Annotated in this window: 13 protein-coding genes; all 13 read left to right on the top strand. The window is 55.6% G+C overall.

Going from position 1 to position 18,117, the window contains the following annotated elements; translation table 11 throughout:
* The first annotated feature begins 614 nt into the window (after window positions 1-614).
* A complete protein-coding gene (gene tssB, locus QQF33_RS24275; RefSeq protein WP_282494357.1) occupies window positions 615-1,115 on the top strand; it encodes a type VI secretion system contractile sheath small subunit in 501 nt (166 codons plus the stop codon).
* Window positions 1,116-1,135: 20 nt separating this feature from the next.
* Window positions 1,136-2,620 carry a type VI secretion system contractile sheath large subunit gene (tssC, locus tag QQF33_RS24270; RefSeq protein ID WP_282494358.1) on the top strand — a complete coding sequence of 495 codons (1,485 nt, stop codon included), beginning with the start codon at window positions 1,136-1,138 and terminating at the stop codon, window positions 2,618-2,620.
* Between the two features lie 8 nt (window positions 2,621-2,628).
* The gene (gene tssE / locus QQF33_RS24265) at window positions 2,629-3,048 is read left to right on the top strand and encodes a type VI secretion system baseplate subunit TssE (protein WP_285144001.1); all 420 of its coding nucleotides are present in this window, start codon (window positions 2,629-2,631) and stop codon (window positions 3,046-3,048) included.
* 4 nt (window positions 3,049-3,052) lie between these two features.
* Complete coding sequence (gene tssF, locus QQF33_RS24260; RefSeq protein WP_285148327.1) at window positions 3,053-4,876, top strand: type VI secretion system baseplate subunit TssF; 1,824 nt, start codon at window positions 3,053-3,055, stop codon at window positions 4,874-4,876.
* On the top strand, window positions 4,843-5,886 hold the full coding sequence (gene tssG / locus QQF33_RS24255; protein ID WP_285148328.1) for a type VI secretion system baseplate subunit TssG: 1,044 nt from the start codon (window positions 4,843-4,845) through the stop codon (window positions 5,884-5,886). The genes tssF and tssG overlap by 34 nt, the downstream gene beginning before the upstream one ends.
* 16 nt (window positions 5,887-5,902) lie before the next feature.
* A complete protein-coding gene (gene tagH / locus QQF33_RS24250) occupies window positions 5,903-7,189 on the top strand; it encodes a type VI secretion system-associated FHA domain protein TagH (protein ID WP_285148329.1) in 1,287 nt (428 codons plus the stop codon).
* Window positions 7,186-7,710 carry a type VI secretion system lipoprotein TssJ gene (gene tssJ / locus QQF33_RS24245; RefSeq protein WP_285143919.1) on the top strand — a complete coding sequence of 175 codons (525 nt, stop codon included), beginning with the start codon at window positions 7,186-7,188 and terminating at the stop codon, window positions 7,708-7,710. Before tagH ends, tssJ begins: the two co-directional genes overlap by 4 nt.
* A 2-nt stretch (window positions 7,711-7,712) precedes the next feature.
* Entirely contained in the window at window positions 7,713-9,056 is a 1,344-nt protein-coding gene (gene tssK / locus QQF33_RS24240) for a type VI secretion system baseplate subunit TssK (protein ID WP_285148330.1), read from the top strand.
* A 42-nt stretch (window positions 9,057-9,098) separates the two neighbouring features.
* A complete protein-coding gene (icmH, locus tag QQF33_RS24235) occupies window positions 9,099-9,854 on the top strand; it encodes a type IVB secretion system protein IcmH/DotU (protein WP_285148392.1) in 756 nt (251 codons plus the stop codon).
* 8 nt (window positions 9,855-9,862) lie between these two features.
* Complete coding sequence (gene tssH, locus QQF33_RS24230) at window positions 9,863-12,487, top strand: type VI secretion system ATPase TssH (RefSeq protein ID WP_285158749.1); 2,625 nt, start codon at window positions 9,863-9,865, stop codon at window positions 12,485-12,487.
* Entirely contained in the window at window positions 12,484-13,173 is a 690-nt protein-coding gene (gene vasI / locus QQF33_RS24225; protein WP_285158748.1) for a type VI secretion system-associated protein VasI, read from the top strand. The genes tssH and vasI overlap by 4 nt, the downstream gene beginning before the upstream one ends.
* Entirely contained in the window at window positions 13,173-14,567 is a 1,395-nt protein-coding gene (gene tssA / locus QQF33_RS24220; RefSeq protein ID WP_285158747.1) for a type VI secretion system protein TssA, read from the top strand. The genes vasI and tssA overlap by 1 nt, the downstream gene beginning before the upstream one ends.
* 75 nt (window positions 14,568-14,642) lie before the next feature.
* Complete coding sequence (tssM, locus tag QQF33_RS24215; RefSeq protein WP_285158746.1) at window positions 14,643-18,107, top strand: type VI secretion system membrane subunit TssM; 3,465 nt, start codon at window positions 14,643-14,645, stop codon at window positions 18,105-18,107.
* The last annotated feature ends 10 nt before the right edge of the window (window positions 18,108-18,117 follow it).

Here is an 18,117-nt window from a genome sequence, read left to right as displayed (position 1 = left end):
TGATGATCACCTGTCGTTTATCCTCGACAGGTAAATAGCGAAACGACTCATTCCTGAAGGTTTCAGTTTCTGCATCCCGGTTACTGGCTATGAGAAAAAGTAGTCGCCGTTAAATAATTTTCAGTCACTTTTAAATGCCCATCATGAATATATGAGTTAACGGTATATATAATCCGTAGTTATAGTTTGTCATGATAAACCCAATGGGCGAGACTGAATCATAGAAAATATCGTGTCAATCTCTTTGTGTATTTTGCCGCTGATGATGTATGAGAGATTCCTTAAATTGATGGTTGCGACATGAATATATAGGTCTTAAATTATCAAATATAATTATGAAGCTCTTTCATCTGTATGTTATTCAATGGGTTGTGAGGTTGTCTTTGTGTTATCCACGGCTTTTAAATCGTTTATAACACGCATTTTATATCTGACAAATAGCCATTGCTTATCCGAAATCGAAGTATTTTTGCCATGTTGTATTCGCGTAGGATGTGAGTTGATAAGGCGTTTTTATTTCTTTAACCGCCACTGCGGCGGCATTTCCGGTGTTTTTTCGTGGTGCGGAACATGCTGCATTGATGGCCTGGTCAATTACCTGAAGGACTATTTGTATGAGCAGCCAAAAAAATGACGGCAGCATTGCTCCACGGGAGCGCGTCAATATTAAATTCACCCCTAAGACAGGCTCCCAGACTGCGGAAGTTGAGTTACCACTTAATCTGCTGGTCACCGGTAATCTGACGGGCATTGTGGATGATACGCCGCTGGATGAGCGCCAGCCTGTTGCCATCAATCGTAATAATTTCAACGCAGTACTTGAGCAGGCGGATATTGGCCGCAATTTCGCCGTCCCTTCCACACTCAATGAAAGTCCGGATGCGAACATGAGCATCAACCTGAAAGTGAAATCGCTGGCCGATCTCGCGCCGGACAATATTGCTGCCCAGGTACCGGAGATGCGAAAGATGCTGGAATTACGTGAAGCACTGGTCGCGTTGCGTGGACCGATGGGCAATATCCCTGCCTTCCGCGCGCAACTTAAGGCGTTGCTCGATAACGAAACAAGCCGCGAGCAGTTGATTGCGGAATTAGGCATCGCAGGTCGGAAATAACTTTGTACAAGGATTTCACCATGTCAGATATCACATTACCTGAAGCGTCAGCTTCTGCCGCACAGGTCGCAGCGCCCACATTACTTGATGACATCATGGCGCAAACCCGTTTTAAACCCGAGTCAGAAAGCTACGATATCGCTCGCCAGGGGGTCACAGCCTTTATCACTGCTCTGCTGCAAAATGACGAAGAGGTTGAGTCTGTCGATATTCTGGCGGTCAACGGCATGATTGCAGATATAGACGCGCGTATGGGCCGTCAAATGGACCTGATCCTGCATGCGCCGGAATTTCAGGAGCTGGAGTCATTCCTGCGCTCCCTCAAACTGCTGGTAGATCATGCCGATCCCCGTGAAAACATCAAAATCCACCTGCTGCATGTGACGAAAGAAGAGCTTCTGGATGATTTCTCGTTTGCTCCTGAAATCACTCAATCCGGCTTCTATCGCCACGTTTACTCCAGCGGTTTTGGGCAGTTTGGCGGTGAACCTGTCGCCGCAGTTATTGGCAATTACAGTTTCGATAATACGACGGCTGATATGAAGCTGCTTCAGCATGTCAGTGCCGTCAGTGCGATGGCCCACTGCCCGTTCCTCTCCTCAGTTTCTCCGGCATTTTTCGGGCTGGACTCATTTACCGAGTTGCCTGGCATTAAAGACGTTGCCGCCATTTTTGAAGGTCCTGCTTACACCAAATGGCGCTCGCTGCGCGAATCGGAAGATGCCCGAAATCTTGGCCTGACAGCGCCGCGTTTTTTACTGCGCCACCCCTATGTGCCGCACGAGAATCCAATAAAAAGTTTTAACTATCATGAGGATGTCAGTAAGAGCCACGATCACTATCTGTGGGGAAATACTGCGTTTCTTCTGGCTGCCAATATGGCTGAAAGCTTCATGTCGACCCGCTGGTGCCCGAATATCGTTGGCCCACAAAGCGGTGGGGCGGTGAAGGATTTACCAGTGCATCTGTATGAGGCGATGGGACAACTTCAGGCAAAAGTGCCGACCGAAATTCTCATCACCGATCGCCGGGAGTACGAGCTGGCGGAGCAGGGATTCATCACGCTCACCATGCGTAAGGGCTCTGATAATGCAGCCTTTTTCTCCGCCAATTCAGTGCAGAAACCAAAAGTCTTCCCGAACACAGTGGAAGGGAAGGAGGCAGAGACCAATTACAAATTAGGGACTCAACTGCCTTATCTATTTGTTATCAACCGGTTAGCGCATTACATCAAAGTTCTTCAACGCGAACAGCTTGGTTCATGGAAAGAGCGTGGCGATCTGGAGCGCGAGCTGAATACCTGGATCCGCCAGTATGTGGCTGATCAGGAGAACCCACCTTCTGAGGTCCGCAGCCGCAAACCGCTTCGTCAGGCGAAAATTGAAGTGTCTGATGTCGAAGGCGAGCCGGGCTGGTACCAGGTTGCACTGAGCGTACGTCCGCATTTCAAATATATGGGCGCGTCGTTTGAGTTGTCTTTAGTCGGACGTTTAGACAGGGAATAAGCACCATGATAACGGAGCGGGAGTCCGGAAGCAGTTTGTTTGAGCGCATTCGCGAGGCGGCGATACCACCTTCGCGGCAGCGCCCGAAGGCGGCACTGTTGCGCTCTGTGCGGGAGACCCTGCGCAACGTGCTCAATACCCGTTCCGGCAGTTGTTATGGTTCGCCAGAGTTGGGGATTGACGATTTTAACGATCAATCCCCTGACTCCATGAACATAAGAGACTGGATGGTTCAGGCTATCAGGGAGTGTATTTTGGGTTATGAACCTCGGATTTCGGATGTGTCCGTTGCTGCCGTTGCAGAAGACGCCAGTATGCCGCTGGAGCTGCGTTTTCATATTGTGGCAACGATAGATTTTAGCAACAGCCAGGATGTTCTGGAATTTGACATCCTGCTGGATAACCACCGTCACTGGCGCGTGGAGTGATCCTATGGCCTTCGAAGAGCGTTACTACCGCGAAGAGCTGGATTATCTGCGTCAGCTTGGCAAATTGCTGGCACATGAGAAACCTTATCTGGCCCGTTTCCTGGCGGAGAAAGAGGGCGATCCGGATGTGGAGCGGCTACTGGAAGCCTTTGCCTTTCTCTCCGGTGGCCTGCGGCAAAAGCTGGAGGATGAGTTTCCTGAATTTACGCATGGCATCATCAATATGCTGTGGCCTAACTACCTGCGTCCGGTTCCGGCGATGACCGTTATTGAGTATCAGCCGCGTAAAGAGCTTAAATCACTTGTTCAGGTTTGCCGCGATGAGCTGGTCAAGACGAAAACGGGTAACCGAACTCAGGAGTCTGGCCAGGGAGCGTTAACCGGGGAGAGTACCCGAGATGCGCTGCCAGTCTGCCATTTCACGCTGGCGCGTGACACCTGGCTGCAACCGCTTTTTGTTCGGGAAGTGAGAAACACCAGTAGCCTCAAATCGGGCGGCATTGAGATTGATCTCTTTACCGAGGGCAACGTTTCCCCCCATGCGCTGGATCTTAATAAGCTCACCTTTTGGTTGGGTAACGAGGATGACTATACCCGCCATCAGCTCTACCTGTGGTTCAATGAACATCTGGTGGATGCCGAACTGGTTGCCGGTGACCGCCGTCTAGCGCTGCCGGAACTCAGGCTTGAGGCCGCAGGGTTCGATCAACAAGATGCGCTGCTGCCGTGGCCGAAAAACGTCCATAACGGTTATCGCGTGCTGCAGGAATATTTCTGTTACCCGGAGAGTTTTTTCTTCTTCCATCTGCGGGATGCTGCACCTTTGCCGGAAGATTTTCCGGTCAGCGCCTTTACGCTGCGCCTGCATTTTAATCTGCCACTGCCAGCAGACATCAAACTGCGCAAGAATTCTCTGCGGCCTTACTGTACGCCAGCGGTGAATCTGTTCCCTCAACATTCCGAACCGGTCAGACCGGATGGCACTGCGCCGCAATACCCGCTGTCTGCCAGTCAGCAATATCCGGAATCTTGCGATATTTTCCAGATAAAAACAGTCTCCAGCAAAGTGAATGATACCGGGCAGGGCAAGAAATTCCGTCTCTGGCCTGAGTTCGAAGGGTTTCAGCACCAGATTGAGTACAGCCGTCAGCGGGAGGTGATCTACTGGCACCACCGGACAAAAACTTCGCTATTCCATTCTGGTCTGGATCATTCTATTTCCTTCGTCCATGCCGATGGCTGCATGCCGCATCGTTCCCAACTGGATGGCGAGGTGTTCACCGCCTCAATGGTGTGCACCAACCGTATGTTGCCCGCCTCTCTGCACGCCGGGGATATCTGCGAGGCGGTCAATAAAAATCCGGCGGTCGCCTCCTTTAGCAACGTTATGCGTCCGACCCGTCCGCTGTATCCGATGACGGACGGCAATATGCACTGGTCGCTCATCTCCTGCATGAATCTGAACTATCTCTCCCTGCTCGACAGGGAAGCGTTGATTCAGGTACTGCACACTTTTGATCTGCCCGGGATACATCATCCGCAGCAGGCCAGGCTTTCCTCGCAAAAGCTGGATGCCATCGAAAAGATGGAATCCTCTCCGGTTGATCGCCTGTTTAAAGGCGTACCGGTTCGCGGTCTGTCCACGACGCTGTGGATTAATCCCGCCCCCTTTGTCTGTGAAGGTGAGATCTATCTGCTGGGGACCGTCCTGTCATACTTTTTTGCCCTGTATGCCAGCATCAATTCGTTTCACTGCCTCAAAATTATTAACACGGAAAGTCAGGAGTCCTGGGAATGGCAACATACCGGCCAGCACGCCCTGATGTAAGGGAAAACACACCACTCCCGGATGTGCGCGGGACAAATTTTTTTGTGCTCATGGACTCGTTGTACCGCCGCTATGGCGGCGCCGATCGGGAGCCATCCTTACGCACTGACCCTGAGCAGGAAGTGGTGCTGTTCAAATCTGATGCCAGCATTGCCTTTCCTGGCAGCGACCTGAGCGGGCTTGCGCGCAGTGATGCGGGGCAGTTTATTCTGACCACCCAATTTCTCGGGCTCTCCGGCAGTCAGTCGCCGTTGCCCGGTTACTACCTGGACAGGATGGCGCAAGAATCTGCCCAGAATGAAGAGGGGCTGAAAGAGTTCCTCGATCTGTTTAGCCACCGCTGGACGCAGTTTGCCTACCATGCCTGGCGTAAATACCGCTATCACATCTGTTTTCGCAATGGCGGTACCGATGCTTTTTCGCAGCGGATGTATGCCCTGGTTGGACTGGGGAACGCCAGTGTGCGGGGCAGACTCGCTATCAACCACAGCAAGATGCTGGCCTATGCCGGGATACTTGCGACGCCAGGGCGATCGCCCGATGTGGTGTGCAATCTGGTTTCCCACTGTTTCGATCTGCCTGAGGTCAGCATTGAGAGCTGGCAATTGCGCAAAGTGCCGATTGACCCCGCTCAGCAGAACCGGCTTGGCGTACGAAACCCAAAAAACAAAACCTTCGGATATGTGCCGGGGCGCTCAGTGGTGGGCGTGAATTTTACCCTCGGCGCCCGAGTGCCCGATCGTAGCGGGAAATTTTTGCTGCGGATCAGCAATCTTTCCATGGCGCGTTATCTCTCATTCTTACCGGACGGTGAGCACCACCAGGCGCTGACCATGTTCGTTTCCTTCTTGCTTCGCGATCAGTTTGCCTGGGATCTCCGGTTGGATCTGGCTCCAGAGCAGGCGAAAGGAATGCGGCTGGGAGACGTTTCCCGATCCTGTATCGGGCGTACGGCATTTATCGGAGAACCGAAAATGCCGCCATCCGTCACCCTCCACATCAGGGATTAATTTTATGGAATCGCATATGACTGAGGAAAAAATACCGTCTTCCGCGCTGTCACTGACGTTGCAGGTGATGAACGGCAACGAACTGGAAAGTGGCCGCGCCGCAAAATGCCTGTTTTCTGCGGCAGGCGGCGATATCGGCCATGCCGCGGCGTGCCATTGGGCGGTGCAGGATCGGGCTGGTTCTGTGGCCGGTCGCGCATGCGAGATTGTTTTGCATGACGGCACTTTTTGCCTGCGCAGCCTGATGCCTGGGCTGATGATCAACCTGGCCCCAGTGTCCGTGGACGCCGGACTGGTACGCCTGCGTCAGGGGGATGAGATTGGGCTAGGGGCGCTGGCGCTGAAGGTCTTTATCCATGAGGGAAAACTGGTCAGTTACAGCGAGCAAATGGCCGCTCCTGAAACCATCGTCACCAATCGCGATCGTCTGGCGGATGCGCTGTTGACCACCGACGGGCAGCCTGCTTATCCAGGAATGCCTCACAGACACCAGCTCGCGGATACTGTGGTTAATGGTTTTTCCACCGATCCGCTCCAGGCATTACAAACCGAAAGCCTGACGACGGCGGGTGGCCTGCTCTCTGGCGCCCCCGCCACCCCGCAATCTTCTCCTGCCAGCAATAGTGGAATCGATAATCAGTATATGGATCTGCCGCCAATGTATGCCGACCCTCATGACAGCCGTAGCGAAGAGGTTTCTCCGGCAGAAATGGCGCATCGCCATCTTGCCGTCACCCCCTTGCTGCGCGGTTTGGGAAGTTCGCTTGTGGTACGCAATTCTCAGGAAGCCGATGATTTTCTGGAGGAGAGCGGGCGGACGCTGCAGGCGGCGATAAAAGGTCTGCTTGATCTGCAGCATCAGCGTAACAGCCTGTCAGACAAGCATTTACGTCCTCTGGAAGATAACCCGCTGCGTCTGAATATGGACTACGCCACTGCGCTGAATGTGATGTTCGCCGAAGGTAAAAGTCCAGTCCACCTTGCCGCGCCTGCGGCAGTCAAAGAGAGCCTGCGCAATATCCGCCACCACGAAGAAGCCAACCGGGCAGCGATTGTCGAGTCGCTTCGCGTTCTGCTGGATGCTTTCTCGCCCCAGAGCCTGATGCGCCGTTTTGTGCAGTACCGCCGCAGCCACGAGCTGCGCCAGCCGCTGGATGATGCCGGGGCATGGCAGATGTACAGCCACTATTACGACGAACTGGCGTCGAGCCGTCAGCAGGGCTTTGAAATGCTGTTTAACGAAGTCTATGCCCAGGTTTATGACCGGGTGCTGCGAGAGAAGAAACGGGAGTCGGAAGCATGAATATAAGGGCGTTTCTGGCCTGCGTTCTGATGAGCGCGCTATTAACCGGCTGCGAAACGGCGAAGAAACTCGGCCAGGTGATCAGTAACCCAGATATTCAGGTCGGGAAACAGGCTGAACAACCGTCTGAAGTGACCGTCACCTTGTTGACGGAGCCGGACACCAACACCAATGCGGATGGCGAAGCCGCTCCCGTTGATGTGCAGATGGTTTATATGAGCGACGACTCCAAATTACAGGCCGCCGATTATGACCAGATCGCCAGCACGCCGTTGCCGGATGTGCTGGGGAAAAACTATATCGATCACCAGGATTTCAGCCTGCTGCCGGACACTATCAAAACCTTGCCGCCGGTAAAACTGGACGAAAAAACGCAGTTTATAGGCATCGTGGCGTACTTCTCTGACGACCAGTCCACCCAGTGGAAACAGATCGAACCGGTGGAAGGAACGGGCCACAGCTACCGTGTGCTGGTGCATGTACGACAAAGCAGCATTGAAATGAAAAAAGAGGACGACTGACGATGGCGACGATGAAAAGCAAGGTGATCTGGCAAGAGGGGCTATTCGCTCTGCCGCAGCACTTCCAGCAACAGCAGCGCAACCAGGAATATTTGCTGAACCAACGTATCAACGCGCAGGGGGATTTTGTCTGGGGATTTACCACGCTGTCAGTCAATACCGAACTGCTGGCCCAGGGGAAACTGATGCTCGATCACGCGTCGGGCTGTATGCCTGATGGCACCGTGTTCAGCATCCCGGAGCAAGATCAGCTTCCCGTTCCGTACCAGCCTGTCGATCTGGCAAAGCCTGGCAGCCATGACATTTATCTCGCGCTGCCGGTTATCAGCGATATCACCTGCGAAATTGAAGGCCGTCGCAGCGCCGGGCAGGGGACAGAGCGTTACCGCCTGACACGCAGTGATATTCGTGATTTGCACTCCGATGAGGGCGATGTTCAGCAGCTCGTTTTGGGCCAACTGGCACCCAAAATTGTCAGCGGCGCGGACGATCTGAGTGCGATGGTCACGCTTCCCCTGTGCCGCATTCGCAGCCAGCTGCCAAATGGCGCGCTGGTGCTGGACGAACATTTTATCCCCACCTGTCAGGCCATCCGGGTCAGCCCGGTGCTTAACGGGTTTGCAGGCGACGTTCAGGGGCTCATCAGTAATCGTGCCAGCGAACTGGCAAAACGCATTGGCTCGCCGGAGCAGAGCGGTATTGCCGACGTGGCGGAATTTATGATGCTGCAGATGCTGAACCGCAGTCAGATGCATTTCACTCATCGCACTCACCTGCATACCTTGCACCCGGAATCCTTTTATCTGGACTTGGTCCGTCTGCTGGGTGAACTGATGACGTTTACCGAAAACAGTCGTCTGCCCTGTCCTGTTGAGGTTTACAACCATCGCGACCTCACCCAGTCCTTTAAAACGGTGATTCCCGAACTGCGCCGGGCGCTCAATACGGTGCTGATGCCGCGGGCACAGAACCTGCCGCTGATCTTTTCGGATGGCGTGTATATCGCCACGGTCAACGATCCTACGCTGCTGCAATCCGGCTCCTTTGTGCTGGCCGTCCGGGCGCGGATGCCGCAGAACCAAATTATTCTCCAGTTCACTCAGCAGTCGAAAATTGCCGCAACGGACAAGATCCGCAACGTGGTTAGCGTCCAGGTTCCTGGCGTACCTCTCACCCCACGTACCGCCGCACCGCGTCAGCTTCCTTACCATGACGGCTACGTCTATTTCGATCTGGATAAAGGGGCTGGAGCCTGGCAGGACGTGGTGAAAGCCGGGGCGATGGCGCTGCATATCTCCGGCACCTTCCCGGAGCTGGATCTGCAGCTTTGGGCGATAAGGGGATAAAGCATGAGCGACCAGTCGGTTTTTTATCCCAACCAGACGTCGATGAATGCGTCGGATAATTTCTCATATGAAACCGAGGGAGAAACCTCCCGCCGCGAGTACAAGCTTGCTCTGCGTGGCGGCAGTCTGAATCCGATGATCGATGCCGCAACGCCGCTGTTAGGCATGGTCATGCGCGTGGCGGGAATGAACAGCCAGTCGATGCCTGAACACCTGTTTTCCAGAGTGGTTACGGATGTGCAGGCCGTGGAGCAACTGCTTCAGGAGCAGGGCTACGAGCCTGGCGTGATTGTCTCGTTCCGCTATGTCCTCTGTACTTTTATTGATGAGGCGGCGCTCGGCAACGGATGGTCGAACAAAAACGAGTGGATCAAACAGTCTTTACTGGTCCATTTCCACAATGAAGCCTGGGGCGGTGAGAAGGTTTTCATTCTTCTCGAACGCCTGATGCGTGAGCCAAAACGCTACCAGGATTTACTCGAATTTTTGTACCTCTGTTTCTCCCTCGGCTTTCGCGGGCGCTACAAGGTTTCGGCCCCGAATCAGAACGAATTTGAGCAGATCTACCGTCGTCTGTACCACGTACTGCACCCGTTGCGCGGTGATGCGCCTTTTCCACTGCTGCATCAGGACAAAAAAACGAAAGGCGGGCGCTATCACTTAATAAAGCGCCTGACCATCAAGCATGTCTTTTTCGGCGGCGCGATCGTGTTAGCGCTGTTTTATCTCTTTTATCTGCTGCGCCTGGACAGCCAGACGCAGGACATTCTGCATCAGTTGAATAAATTACTGCGATAAGGACGTTTATGATCCAGATTGATCTTCCCGTGCTGGTCAAGCGGCTGAACCTGTTTTCCCGGCAGGCGCTGGAAGCCGCTGCTGCGGAGTGTATGGCTCAACAGGCAGCGGAAATCACCGTGGCGCATGTGCTCCTGCATATGCTGGCTTCGGTACGCAGCGATCTGCGGGTCATTGCAGATCAGGCCGACCTTGATATGGGCAAACTGCGCCAGGCACTGACGGTAGAAAACTATGCCACGTCGCGCTCTGCTGATAGTTATCCGGCGTTCTCCCCCATGCTGGCGGAGTGGCTGAAAGAGGCGTGGCTGCTGGCCTCAACGGAAATGCAGATGACGGAGCTGCGCGGCGGTGTGATGTTGCTGGCCCTGCTGCATTCACCGCTGCGTTACCTGCCGCCCGCCGCCGCGCGTCTTCTGACCGGGATTAACCGCGACCGCCTGCAGCAGGATTTTGCGCAGTGGACGCGGGAGTCGGCAGAAACCGTCATGCATGATGCAGAGGGAAAAAGTGTCCCAGCCGCGGCTGACTATGGCGACAGCCTGCTGGCTCGCTATGCAAAAAACATGACTGAAGATGCCCGGCAGGGACGTCTTGACCCGGTGCTATGCCGCGATCGCGAAATCGATCTGATGATCGACATTCTCTGCCGCCGCCGCAAAAACAATCCGGTGGTCGTGGGGGAGGCGGGGGTCGGCAAAAGCGCATTAATCGAAGGGCTGGCGCTGCGAATCGTGGCCGATCGGGTTCCGGACAAGCTGAAAAACACCCACATCATGACCCTGGATTTAGGTGCATTGCAGGCCGGAGCCTCGGTCAAGGGTGAGTTTGAAAAACGGTTTAAAGGGGTGATGGCGGAAGTCATTTCATCGCCCGTGCCGATCATTCTGTTTATCGACGAAGCCCACACGCTGATAGGTGCTGGCAATCAGCAGGGTGGACTCGATATTTCGAACCTTCTCAAGCCAGCGCTGGCCCGAGGTGAGCTCAAAACCATCGCCGCGACCACCTGGAGCGAGTACAAAAAGTACTTTGAGAAAGACGCCGCACTGTCGCGCCGGTTCCAGCTGGTGAAGGTCAGCGAACCCGACGCGGCGGAAGCCACCATTATTCTGCGCGGTCTGTCTGCTGTGTATGAGCAGTCGCACGGTGTGCTGATTGACGATGAAGCATTACAGGCAGCAGCAGCCCTGAGCGAGCGTTATCTCTCCGGGCGTCAGTTGCCGGATAAAGCTATCGACGTGCTGGATACCGCCTGCGCGCGGGTAGCGATTAATCTCTCCTCACCCCCGAAAAAGATTTCAGCGCTGACGACCCAATGTCATCAGTGTGATGCGGAAATCCGCCAGCTTGAGCGCGAGATACGCATCGGGTTGCGCATGGATACGGCGCGACTGGATGAGATTCACGCTCATTACGACACGGTTCAACAGGAGCTGCGGACGCTGGAAGAGGCCTGGTACCAGCAGCAGGCGTTAGTGCAGGAGATTATCGCGCTGCGCCAGCAGTTGCTGAGTGAAGGGCAAGAAACCGATTCTCCCGCAGAGCGCCTGAAGCAATTGACGGTGGATCTGGATGCTCTGCACCAAGATCAGCTGTTGGTTTCTCCGCATGTCGATAAAAATCAGATTGCGGCGGTGATCGCCGAGTGGACCGGCGTGCCGCTCAATCGCCTGTCGCAGAATGAACTGTCAGTGATTACCGATTTGCCCCTGTGGCTGGGTGAGACCATCAAAGGCCAGGAGCTGGCGATTGCCAGTCTGCATAAGCACCTGCTCACCGCTCGCGCTGATTTGCGCCGACCAGGCAGACCGCAGGGAGCTTTCCTGCTGGCAGGCCCGAGCGGCGTCGGCAAAACCGAAACCGTACTGCAGCTGACGGAGTTGCTCTACGGGGGGCGTCAGTATCTCACCACCATCAATATGTCCGAGTTCCAGGAAAAACACACCGTATCAAGGCTGATTGGCTCACCTCCGGGCTATGTCGGCTACGGTGAAGGCGGCGTTTTAACCGAGGCTATCCGTCAGAAACCTTACTCGGTTGTGCTGCTTGATGAAGTGGAAAAAGCGCATCCTGACGTGCTGAATCTGTTCTACCAGGCCTTTGACAAGGGAGAGATGGCGGACGGCGAGGGGCGGCTGATTGACTGCAAAAATATTGTCTTCTTCCTCACCTCCAATCTGGGCTATCAGGTCATTGTCGAACACGCAGATAATCCGGCATTGATGCAGGAAACGCTCTACCCGATCCTGGCGGATTTCTTTAAACCAGCGCTGCTGGCGCGCATGGAAGTGGTGCCGTATCTGCCGCTGTCACATGAGACCCTTGCCACCATCATCTCCGGGAAACTGGCGCGACTTGATGCTGTGCTGCGCAGCCGCTTCGGTGCTGAGGTCATGATTGAACCTGACGTCACCGATGAAATTATGCGACGCGTCACCCGCGCCGAGAATGGGGCCAGGATGCTGGAATCGGTCATTGACGGTGAGATGCTGCCGCCGCTCTCGCTGCTGCTGTTGCAGAAAATGGCGTCAAACACAGAGGTGGCCCGAATTCGCTTGTCCGCCGCAGAGGGCACGTTTACGACCTGTGTGGAAGATGCAGCCGAACAAAAAGACGGTGCCGTTTCATGAGCAGGATGCGTTTTTTCTGGCATACCGGTCTGCTGATGTCCGGTTTATCTGCGGGTGTTGCACTCGCAGACACTCCCCCGGCTTCCGATACCCTGCAGGCGATGCAATCCTGCCGCCTGAAATCTGCCGCGCTGGAGCGTCTCGACTGCTACGACCAACTTCTGGCGCCAGCATCATCAGGAAGTTTTGATGGAGCGCTGGTTAAAGCTCGCTATCAGGGCGAAGCCTGGACTCTGGCCATGGAACAGGAAAAGCGCCGTGAGGGGAATACCACAGCCCTGATGGTGGTGCAGACGCCTGGCGATCATCCGACTGTCGTGATCACCACGCCGGCTATTGGCAGTGTCCCGCCGCGCCCGGTGCTGATGTTCAGTTGTATGGACAACATCACCCGGATGCAGGTGGCGCTGACGCATCCGCTGGACGCTCATGATATCGCTGTCACGCTGAATGCGGATGACAGAACCTTCAACAGTCGCTGGTTTGTCCGCGAGAACGGTGTGCTGCTGGAATCCAGCCGTGGCCTATCGGGTATTGGCGAAATTAAGCAACTGTTCGGGGCCAAAACGCTAACGGTAGATACCGGATCAGACAGCGTCGCCGGAAAGCTGACCTTTGATATTAACGGGCTGGCACGGGCCATCGATCCGCTCCGTGATGCCTGCCATTGGGCGGGGGATTTTTGATGTCTCTGGATTTACGTAACCCGGATACCTGGATTTCGCATCTGCTGGAAACACTGCCGGAAGAAAAAAGCGTTTCATCCCTGAAAGACGACAGCCCGGACTGGGAGTATATCGACGGTGAAATCGTCAAACTGGGCTCGCTGGCCCACGGCCAGCTGGATATCGCGGAAATTCAGCGCCGCGGGCTGATCCTTCTGGCATCCGAGAGTAAAGATTTTCGCCTGCTGGCGCATCTGCTCAGGACTTTGCAGCATGCGGGTGACCCGCAGCTGGCGCTGCGTCTGCTGTCGCTCTATGTAGAACATTACTGGGCGGTGGCCGCTCCGCAGAATGTGGCGCATAAAAAGCGCTTTGCCGGGCAGGTCATTAAACGTTTTGAAGCGGGGATCGCCGGGTTTGCGCAGAGCGCGGATACTGCGCAGCGCGAGGCCTTACTGGGGGAACTGGCAAAACTGGCCCAGTGCTGGCAGGCGCACAACCTCCCGGAACTGGCGCAAGCCACCGACGACCTGTTTGCGTTATATCAGCGGGAATTCCGTGACGCGGCGTCGACACCTTCGGCGAACGTCGTCCCTTCGCACGACATCGCGCAACCCCTCCCTGCAGTAAAAAACTCTGCCATCACTCTGGCTCCGAAGGTGATCGTCGATAGCCATGATGATATTGCCTGGCGCGATTCACAGCTGAATGTCGCCGCGATCCTCTGCGAGCGCGAACCCGATTCCCCTCTGGGTTTTTGTCTGCGTCGTCATGCCCTCTGGCAGACCATCACCGCTACGCCGCAGGCCGAAAGTGACGGACGTACTCCGCTGGCCGCCGTGTCGGCGGACAGGGTGGCCGAATATCAGACCCGGCTTACCAGCGCAGACCTGGCGCTCTGGGAGCAGGTCGAAAACAGCCTGTTGCTCGCACCGTACTGGATCGACGGTCATTACCTTTCAGCGCAGATCGCGCGGCATCTGGGCTATAGCGCTGTGGCAGAGGCTATTCGCGATGAAGTCATCCGCTTTCACGCGCGTCTGCCTCTGCTTTCCAGCCTGCTTTTCAACGACCGAACGCCGTTTATCAGCGACCAGACAAAACAGTGGCTGGCCTCCACGCCTGTTAGTGGTGTTGCGCAGAGCGGCGAAGAGTTGCAGGCGGCCCAGGCATGCTTTGCCGGGCAGGGGCTGGAAGCGGCGCTGCGCTATCTGGATTCGTTGCCTGAAGGCACGCCCCGCGAGCGTTTCTACCGCCAGTATTCTGGCGCACAGCTTATGGAAGAGGCCGGAATGGAAAAACTGGCTCAGCAACAGTACCGGATGCTTTTCACTACGGGCTCACGAATGATGCTTGCGGACTGGGAACCCTCCCTGTTGGCGCAGCTTGAACATAAATTCATGGCAGAACAGTAAGATAGAACAGGAGCTTTTGTGAGATTACCGACACCCCGACTCTTCAGCGGACTCAAATCTGTCCTCAGGCCGGCTATGCCCCGTTTTAAGGTTTCCGCTTTCTGGTTGCTGGTACTGGCGTGGATTTTTCTGCTGGTATGGATCTGGTGGAAAGGCCCGACGTGGACGCTTTACGAAGAGCACTGGCTACAGCCGCTGACCCGTCGCTGGCTGGCTACGGCCGTGTGGGGAATTATTGCCCTGGCATGGCTCACCGTCAGAGTGATGAAGCGTCTGCAACAGCTTGAGCGGCAGCAGAAGCTGCAACGTGCGGAGACGCAGGATCCTCTCAGCATCGAACTCAATGCGCAGCAGCGTTACCTTGACCGCTGGCTGCTGCGCCTGCAACGGCATCTCGACAGCCGTCGTTACCTGTGGCAACTGCCCTGGTATATGGTGATCGGCCCGGAAGGCAGTGGGAAAACCGCGCTGCTGCGTGAAGGGTTTCCGTCGGATATTATTTATACCCCTGAAACGGTGCGCGGAGCCGAACACCGGCTGTATCTCACCCCGCACGTCGGAAAACAGGCGGTGATTTTTGATATCAGCGGCTCACTTTGCGAACAGCCTGAAGGTGACATTCTGCACCGTCGCCTGTGGGAGCATCTGCTGGAGTGGCTGGTGCAGAAACGCGCCCGCCAGCCGCTGAACGGTCTCATCCTGACTCTGGATTTCCCCGATCTTTTGACGGCTGATAAACGCCGCCGCGAGTACCTGCTACAGATGCTGCGCAGCCGTTTACAGGACGTGCGCCAGCATCTTCACTGCCAGTTACCCGTCTACGTGGTGCTGACCCGGCTCGATTTGTTGCACGGATTTTCCGCATTATTTCAGTCGCTGGATAAGCAGGGGCGTGACGCCATCCTTGGCGTCACCTTCACCCGTCGCGCCCACGAGAATGATGACTGGCGCGGCGAGCTGAACAGTTTCTGGCAGACATGGAGCGAGCAACTGAACCATGCTCTGCCCGACCTGATGCTGGCGCAGAACCAGACTCGCAGTGCTCTGTTCAGTTTCGCCCGTCAGATGCAGGGCAGCCGGGAGCCGCTGGTGGCTCTGCTTAACGGCCTGCTGGATGGCGAAAACATGGACGTCATGCTGCGCGGCGTCTATCTCACGTCATCTCTGCAGCGCGGCCAGATGGATGACATTTTTATGCAGTCTGCAGCCCGTCAGTATGGGCTTGGCAGTAGCCCGCTGGCTGCGTGGCCGCTGGTGGATATGGCCCCCTATTTTACGCGTAACCTGTTTCCTCAGGTGCTGCTCGCAGAACCTAATCTGGCAGGCGAGAGCTACTCCTGGCTGACTAACGCCCGCCGTCGCCTGACGGTGTTCTCGGTTGCGTCGGGGATGGTCGTCGTGCTGCTGACCGTCGGATGGCACCATTATTACAATGACAACTATGCGTCGGGGATTCAGGTGTTGAAGCAGGCGAACGCCTTTATGGCGGTTCAGGCACCGAAGGACATGGATGAGTACGGCAATCTGCAGTTGCCACTGCTGAATCCGGTCCGCGAAGCCACTCTGGCCTACGGCGACTGGGGCGATCGCAGTCGTCTGGCCGATCTGGGGTTATACCAGGGCAGACGCATTGGTCCGTACGTAGAACAAACCTACCTGCAACTGCTGGAGCAGCGTTATCTCCCGTCCTTGCTCAACGGACTGGTCAAGGATATGAACGCGGCACCGCCAGAGAGCGAGGAAAAACTCGCTATTTTGCGCGTGATTCGCATGCTCGAAGATAAAAGCGGACGCAACAATGAAGTCGTGAAGCAATACATGGCGAAGCGCTGGAGTGAAAAATTCCACGGCCAGCGTGATATCCAGGCCCAACTGATGTCCCATCTCGATTACGCGCTGGCGCATACCGACTGGCACGCCGAGCGCGAGGAGGGAGACGGCGATGCCATCAGCCGCTGGATGCCTTACGACAGCCCGGTGGCTGCCGCTCAGAAAGAACTCAGCAAATTACCGGTCTACCAGCGTGTTTATCAGAGCCTGAAAACGCGGGCCCTGGGAGTGCTGCCTGCCGACCTGAACTTACGCGATCAGGTCGGGCCGAGCTTTGAACGGGTATTTACCTCTGCGGAGGATGACAAACTGGTGGTCCCTCAGTTCCTCACCCGCTACGGTCTGCAAAATTATTTTGTAAAACAGCGGGATGAGCTGGTGGAACTCACCGCAATGGACAGCTGGGTGCTGAATCTGACCCGCAGCGTGAAGTACAGCGATGCCGATCGCACGGAGATCCAGCGTCAGCTCACCGAGCAATATCTCAGCGACTACACCGCCACGTGGCGAGTGGGGATGGACAATCTCAACGTCCGCGATTATGAGTCCATCGCGCAGTTGACCGGCGCGCTGGAGCAGGTGATTAGCGGCGACCAGCCGCTCCAGCGGGCGTTAACCGCTCTGCGTGACAACACTCAGCCCATCGTTCTGTCGGAAAAACTTTCAGACTCGGCGCGCGAAGAGGCCCTGGCTGAACCGGACTATCGCCTGCTGACCCGGCTCGGGCATGAATTTGCACCGGAGAACAGCGCGCTGGCCGTGCAGAAAGATAAAGAGAACACGATGCAGGCGGTGTATCAGCAGTTAACCGAGTTACACCGTTATCTGCTGGCGATACAGAATGCACCGGTACCGGGGAAATCCGCGCTGAAAGCAGTACAGATTAGGCTTGATCAGAACAGCAGCGATCCAATTTTTGCCACGCGTCAGATGGCGAAAACCCTGCCTGCACCGCTCAACCGCTGGGTGGGTAAGCTCGCCGACCAGGCCTGGCATGTGGTGATGGTGGAAGCCGTTCACTATATGGAAGTGGACTGGCGTGACACCGTGGTGAAACCCTTTAACGAGCAACTGGCGAATGCCTATCCGTTTACCCCTGACGCCAGGCAAGATGCATCCCTCGATGCGTTTGAACGCTTCTTTAAACCGGATGGAGTGCTGGATACGTTTTATCAGCAGAACCTTCGCCTGTTTATGGAAAACGATCTTAGCCTGGAGGACGGCGACAATGCGGTCATCATTCGCGAGGACATCCGCCAACAGCTGGATACCGCGCAGAAAATCCGCGATATTTTCTTCAGCAAACAGAATGGGTTAGGGGCACAGTTTGCGGTGGAAACCGTATCGCTTTCGGGTAACAAACGCCGGAGCGTGCTGAATCTCGACGGCCAGTTAGTCGACTACAGCCAGGGACGCAACTACACCGCGCACCTGGTATGGCCAAACAATATGCGCGAAGGCAATGAAAGTAAGCTGACGCTGATTGGCACCAGCGGAAACTCGCCGCGCAGTATCAGCTTCAGCGGGCCGTGGGCACAGTTCAGGCTACTGGGCGCAGGGCAGTTAACCGGCGTTCAGGACGGCACATTCAGCGTACGTTTCAACGTCGACGGCGGGGCGATGGTTTACCGGGTGCATACCGATACGGAAGACAACCCGTTTGCCGGTGGGCTTTTCAGCCAGTTCCGGCTGCCGGACACGCTGTACTGAGGAGGCAGGG

Source organism: Lelliottia wanjuensis, assembly GCF_030238365.1.
GTDB lineage: Bacteria > Pseudomonadota > Gammaproteobacteria > Enterobacterales > Enterobacteriaceae > Enterobacter > Enterobacter wanjuensis.
Note: the sequence above shows the minus strand (reverse complement) of the source record. Positions and strands in the feature narration are given on the sequence as shown.

Coding starts and splice junctions, on each gene's coding strand:
- tssB (WP_282494357.1), top strand. CDS start 615: ATGAGCAGCCAAAAAAATGACGGCAGCATTGCTCCACGGGAGCGCGTC.
- tssC (WP_282494358.1), top strand. CDS start 1,136: ATGTCAGATATCACATTACCTGAAGCGTCAGCTTCTGCCGCACAGGTC.
- tssF (WP_285148327.1), top strand. CDS start 3,053: ATGGCCTTCGAAGAGCGTTACTACCGCGAAGAGCTGGATTATCTGCGT.
- tssG (WP_285148328.1), top strand. CDS start 4,843: ATGGCAACATACCGGCCAGCACGCCCTGATGTAAGGGAAAACACACCA.
- tagH (WP_285148329.1), top strand. CDS start 5,903: ATGACTGAGGAAAAAATACCGTCTTCCGCGCTGTCACTGACGTTGCAG.
- tssJ (WP_285143919.1), top strand. CDS start 7,186: ATGAATATAAGGGCGTTTCTGGCCTGCGTTCTGATGAGCGCGCTATTA.
- tssK (WP_285148330.1), top strand. CDS start 7,713: ATGGCGACGATGAAAAGCAAGGTGATCTGGCAAGAGGGGCTATTCGCT.
- icmH (WP_285148392.1), top strand. CDS start 9,099: ATGAATGCGTCGGATAATTTCTCATATGAAACCGAGGGAGAAACCTCC.
- tssH (WP_285158749.1), top strand. CDS start 9,863: ATGATCCAGATTGATCTTCCCGTGCTGGTCAAGCGGCTGAACCTGTTT.
- vasI (WP_285158748.1), top strand. CDS start 12,484: ATGAGCAGGATGCGTTTTTTCTGGCATACCGGTCTGCTGATGTCCGGT.
- tssA (WP_285158747.1), top strand. CDS start 13,173: ATGTCTCTGGATTTACGTAACCCGGATACCTGGATTTCGCATCTGCTG.
- tssM (WP_285158746.1), top strand. CDS start 14,643: ATGCCCCGTTTTAAGGTTTCCGCTTTCTGGTTGCTGGTACTGGCGTGG.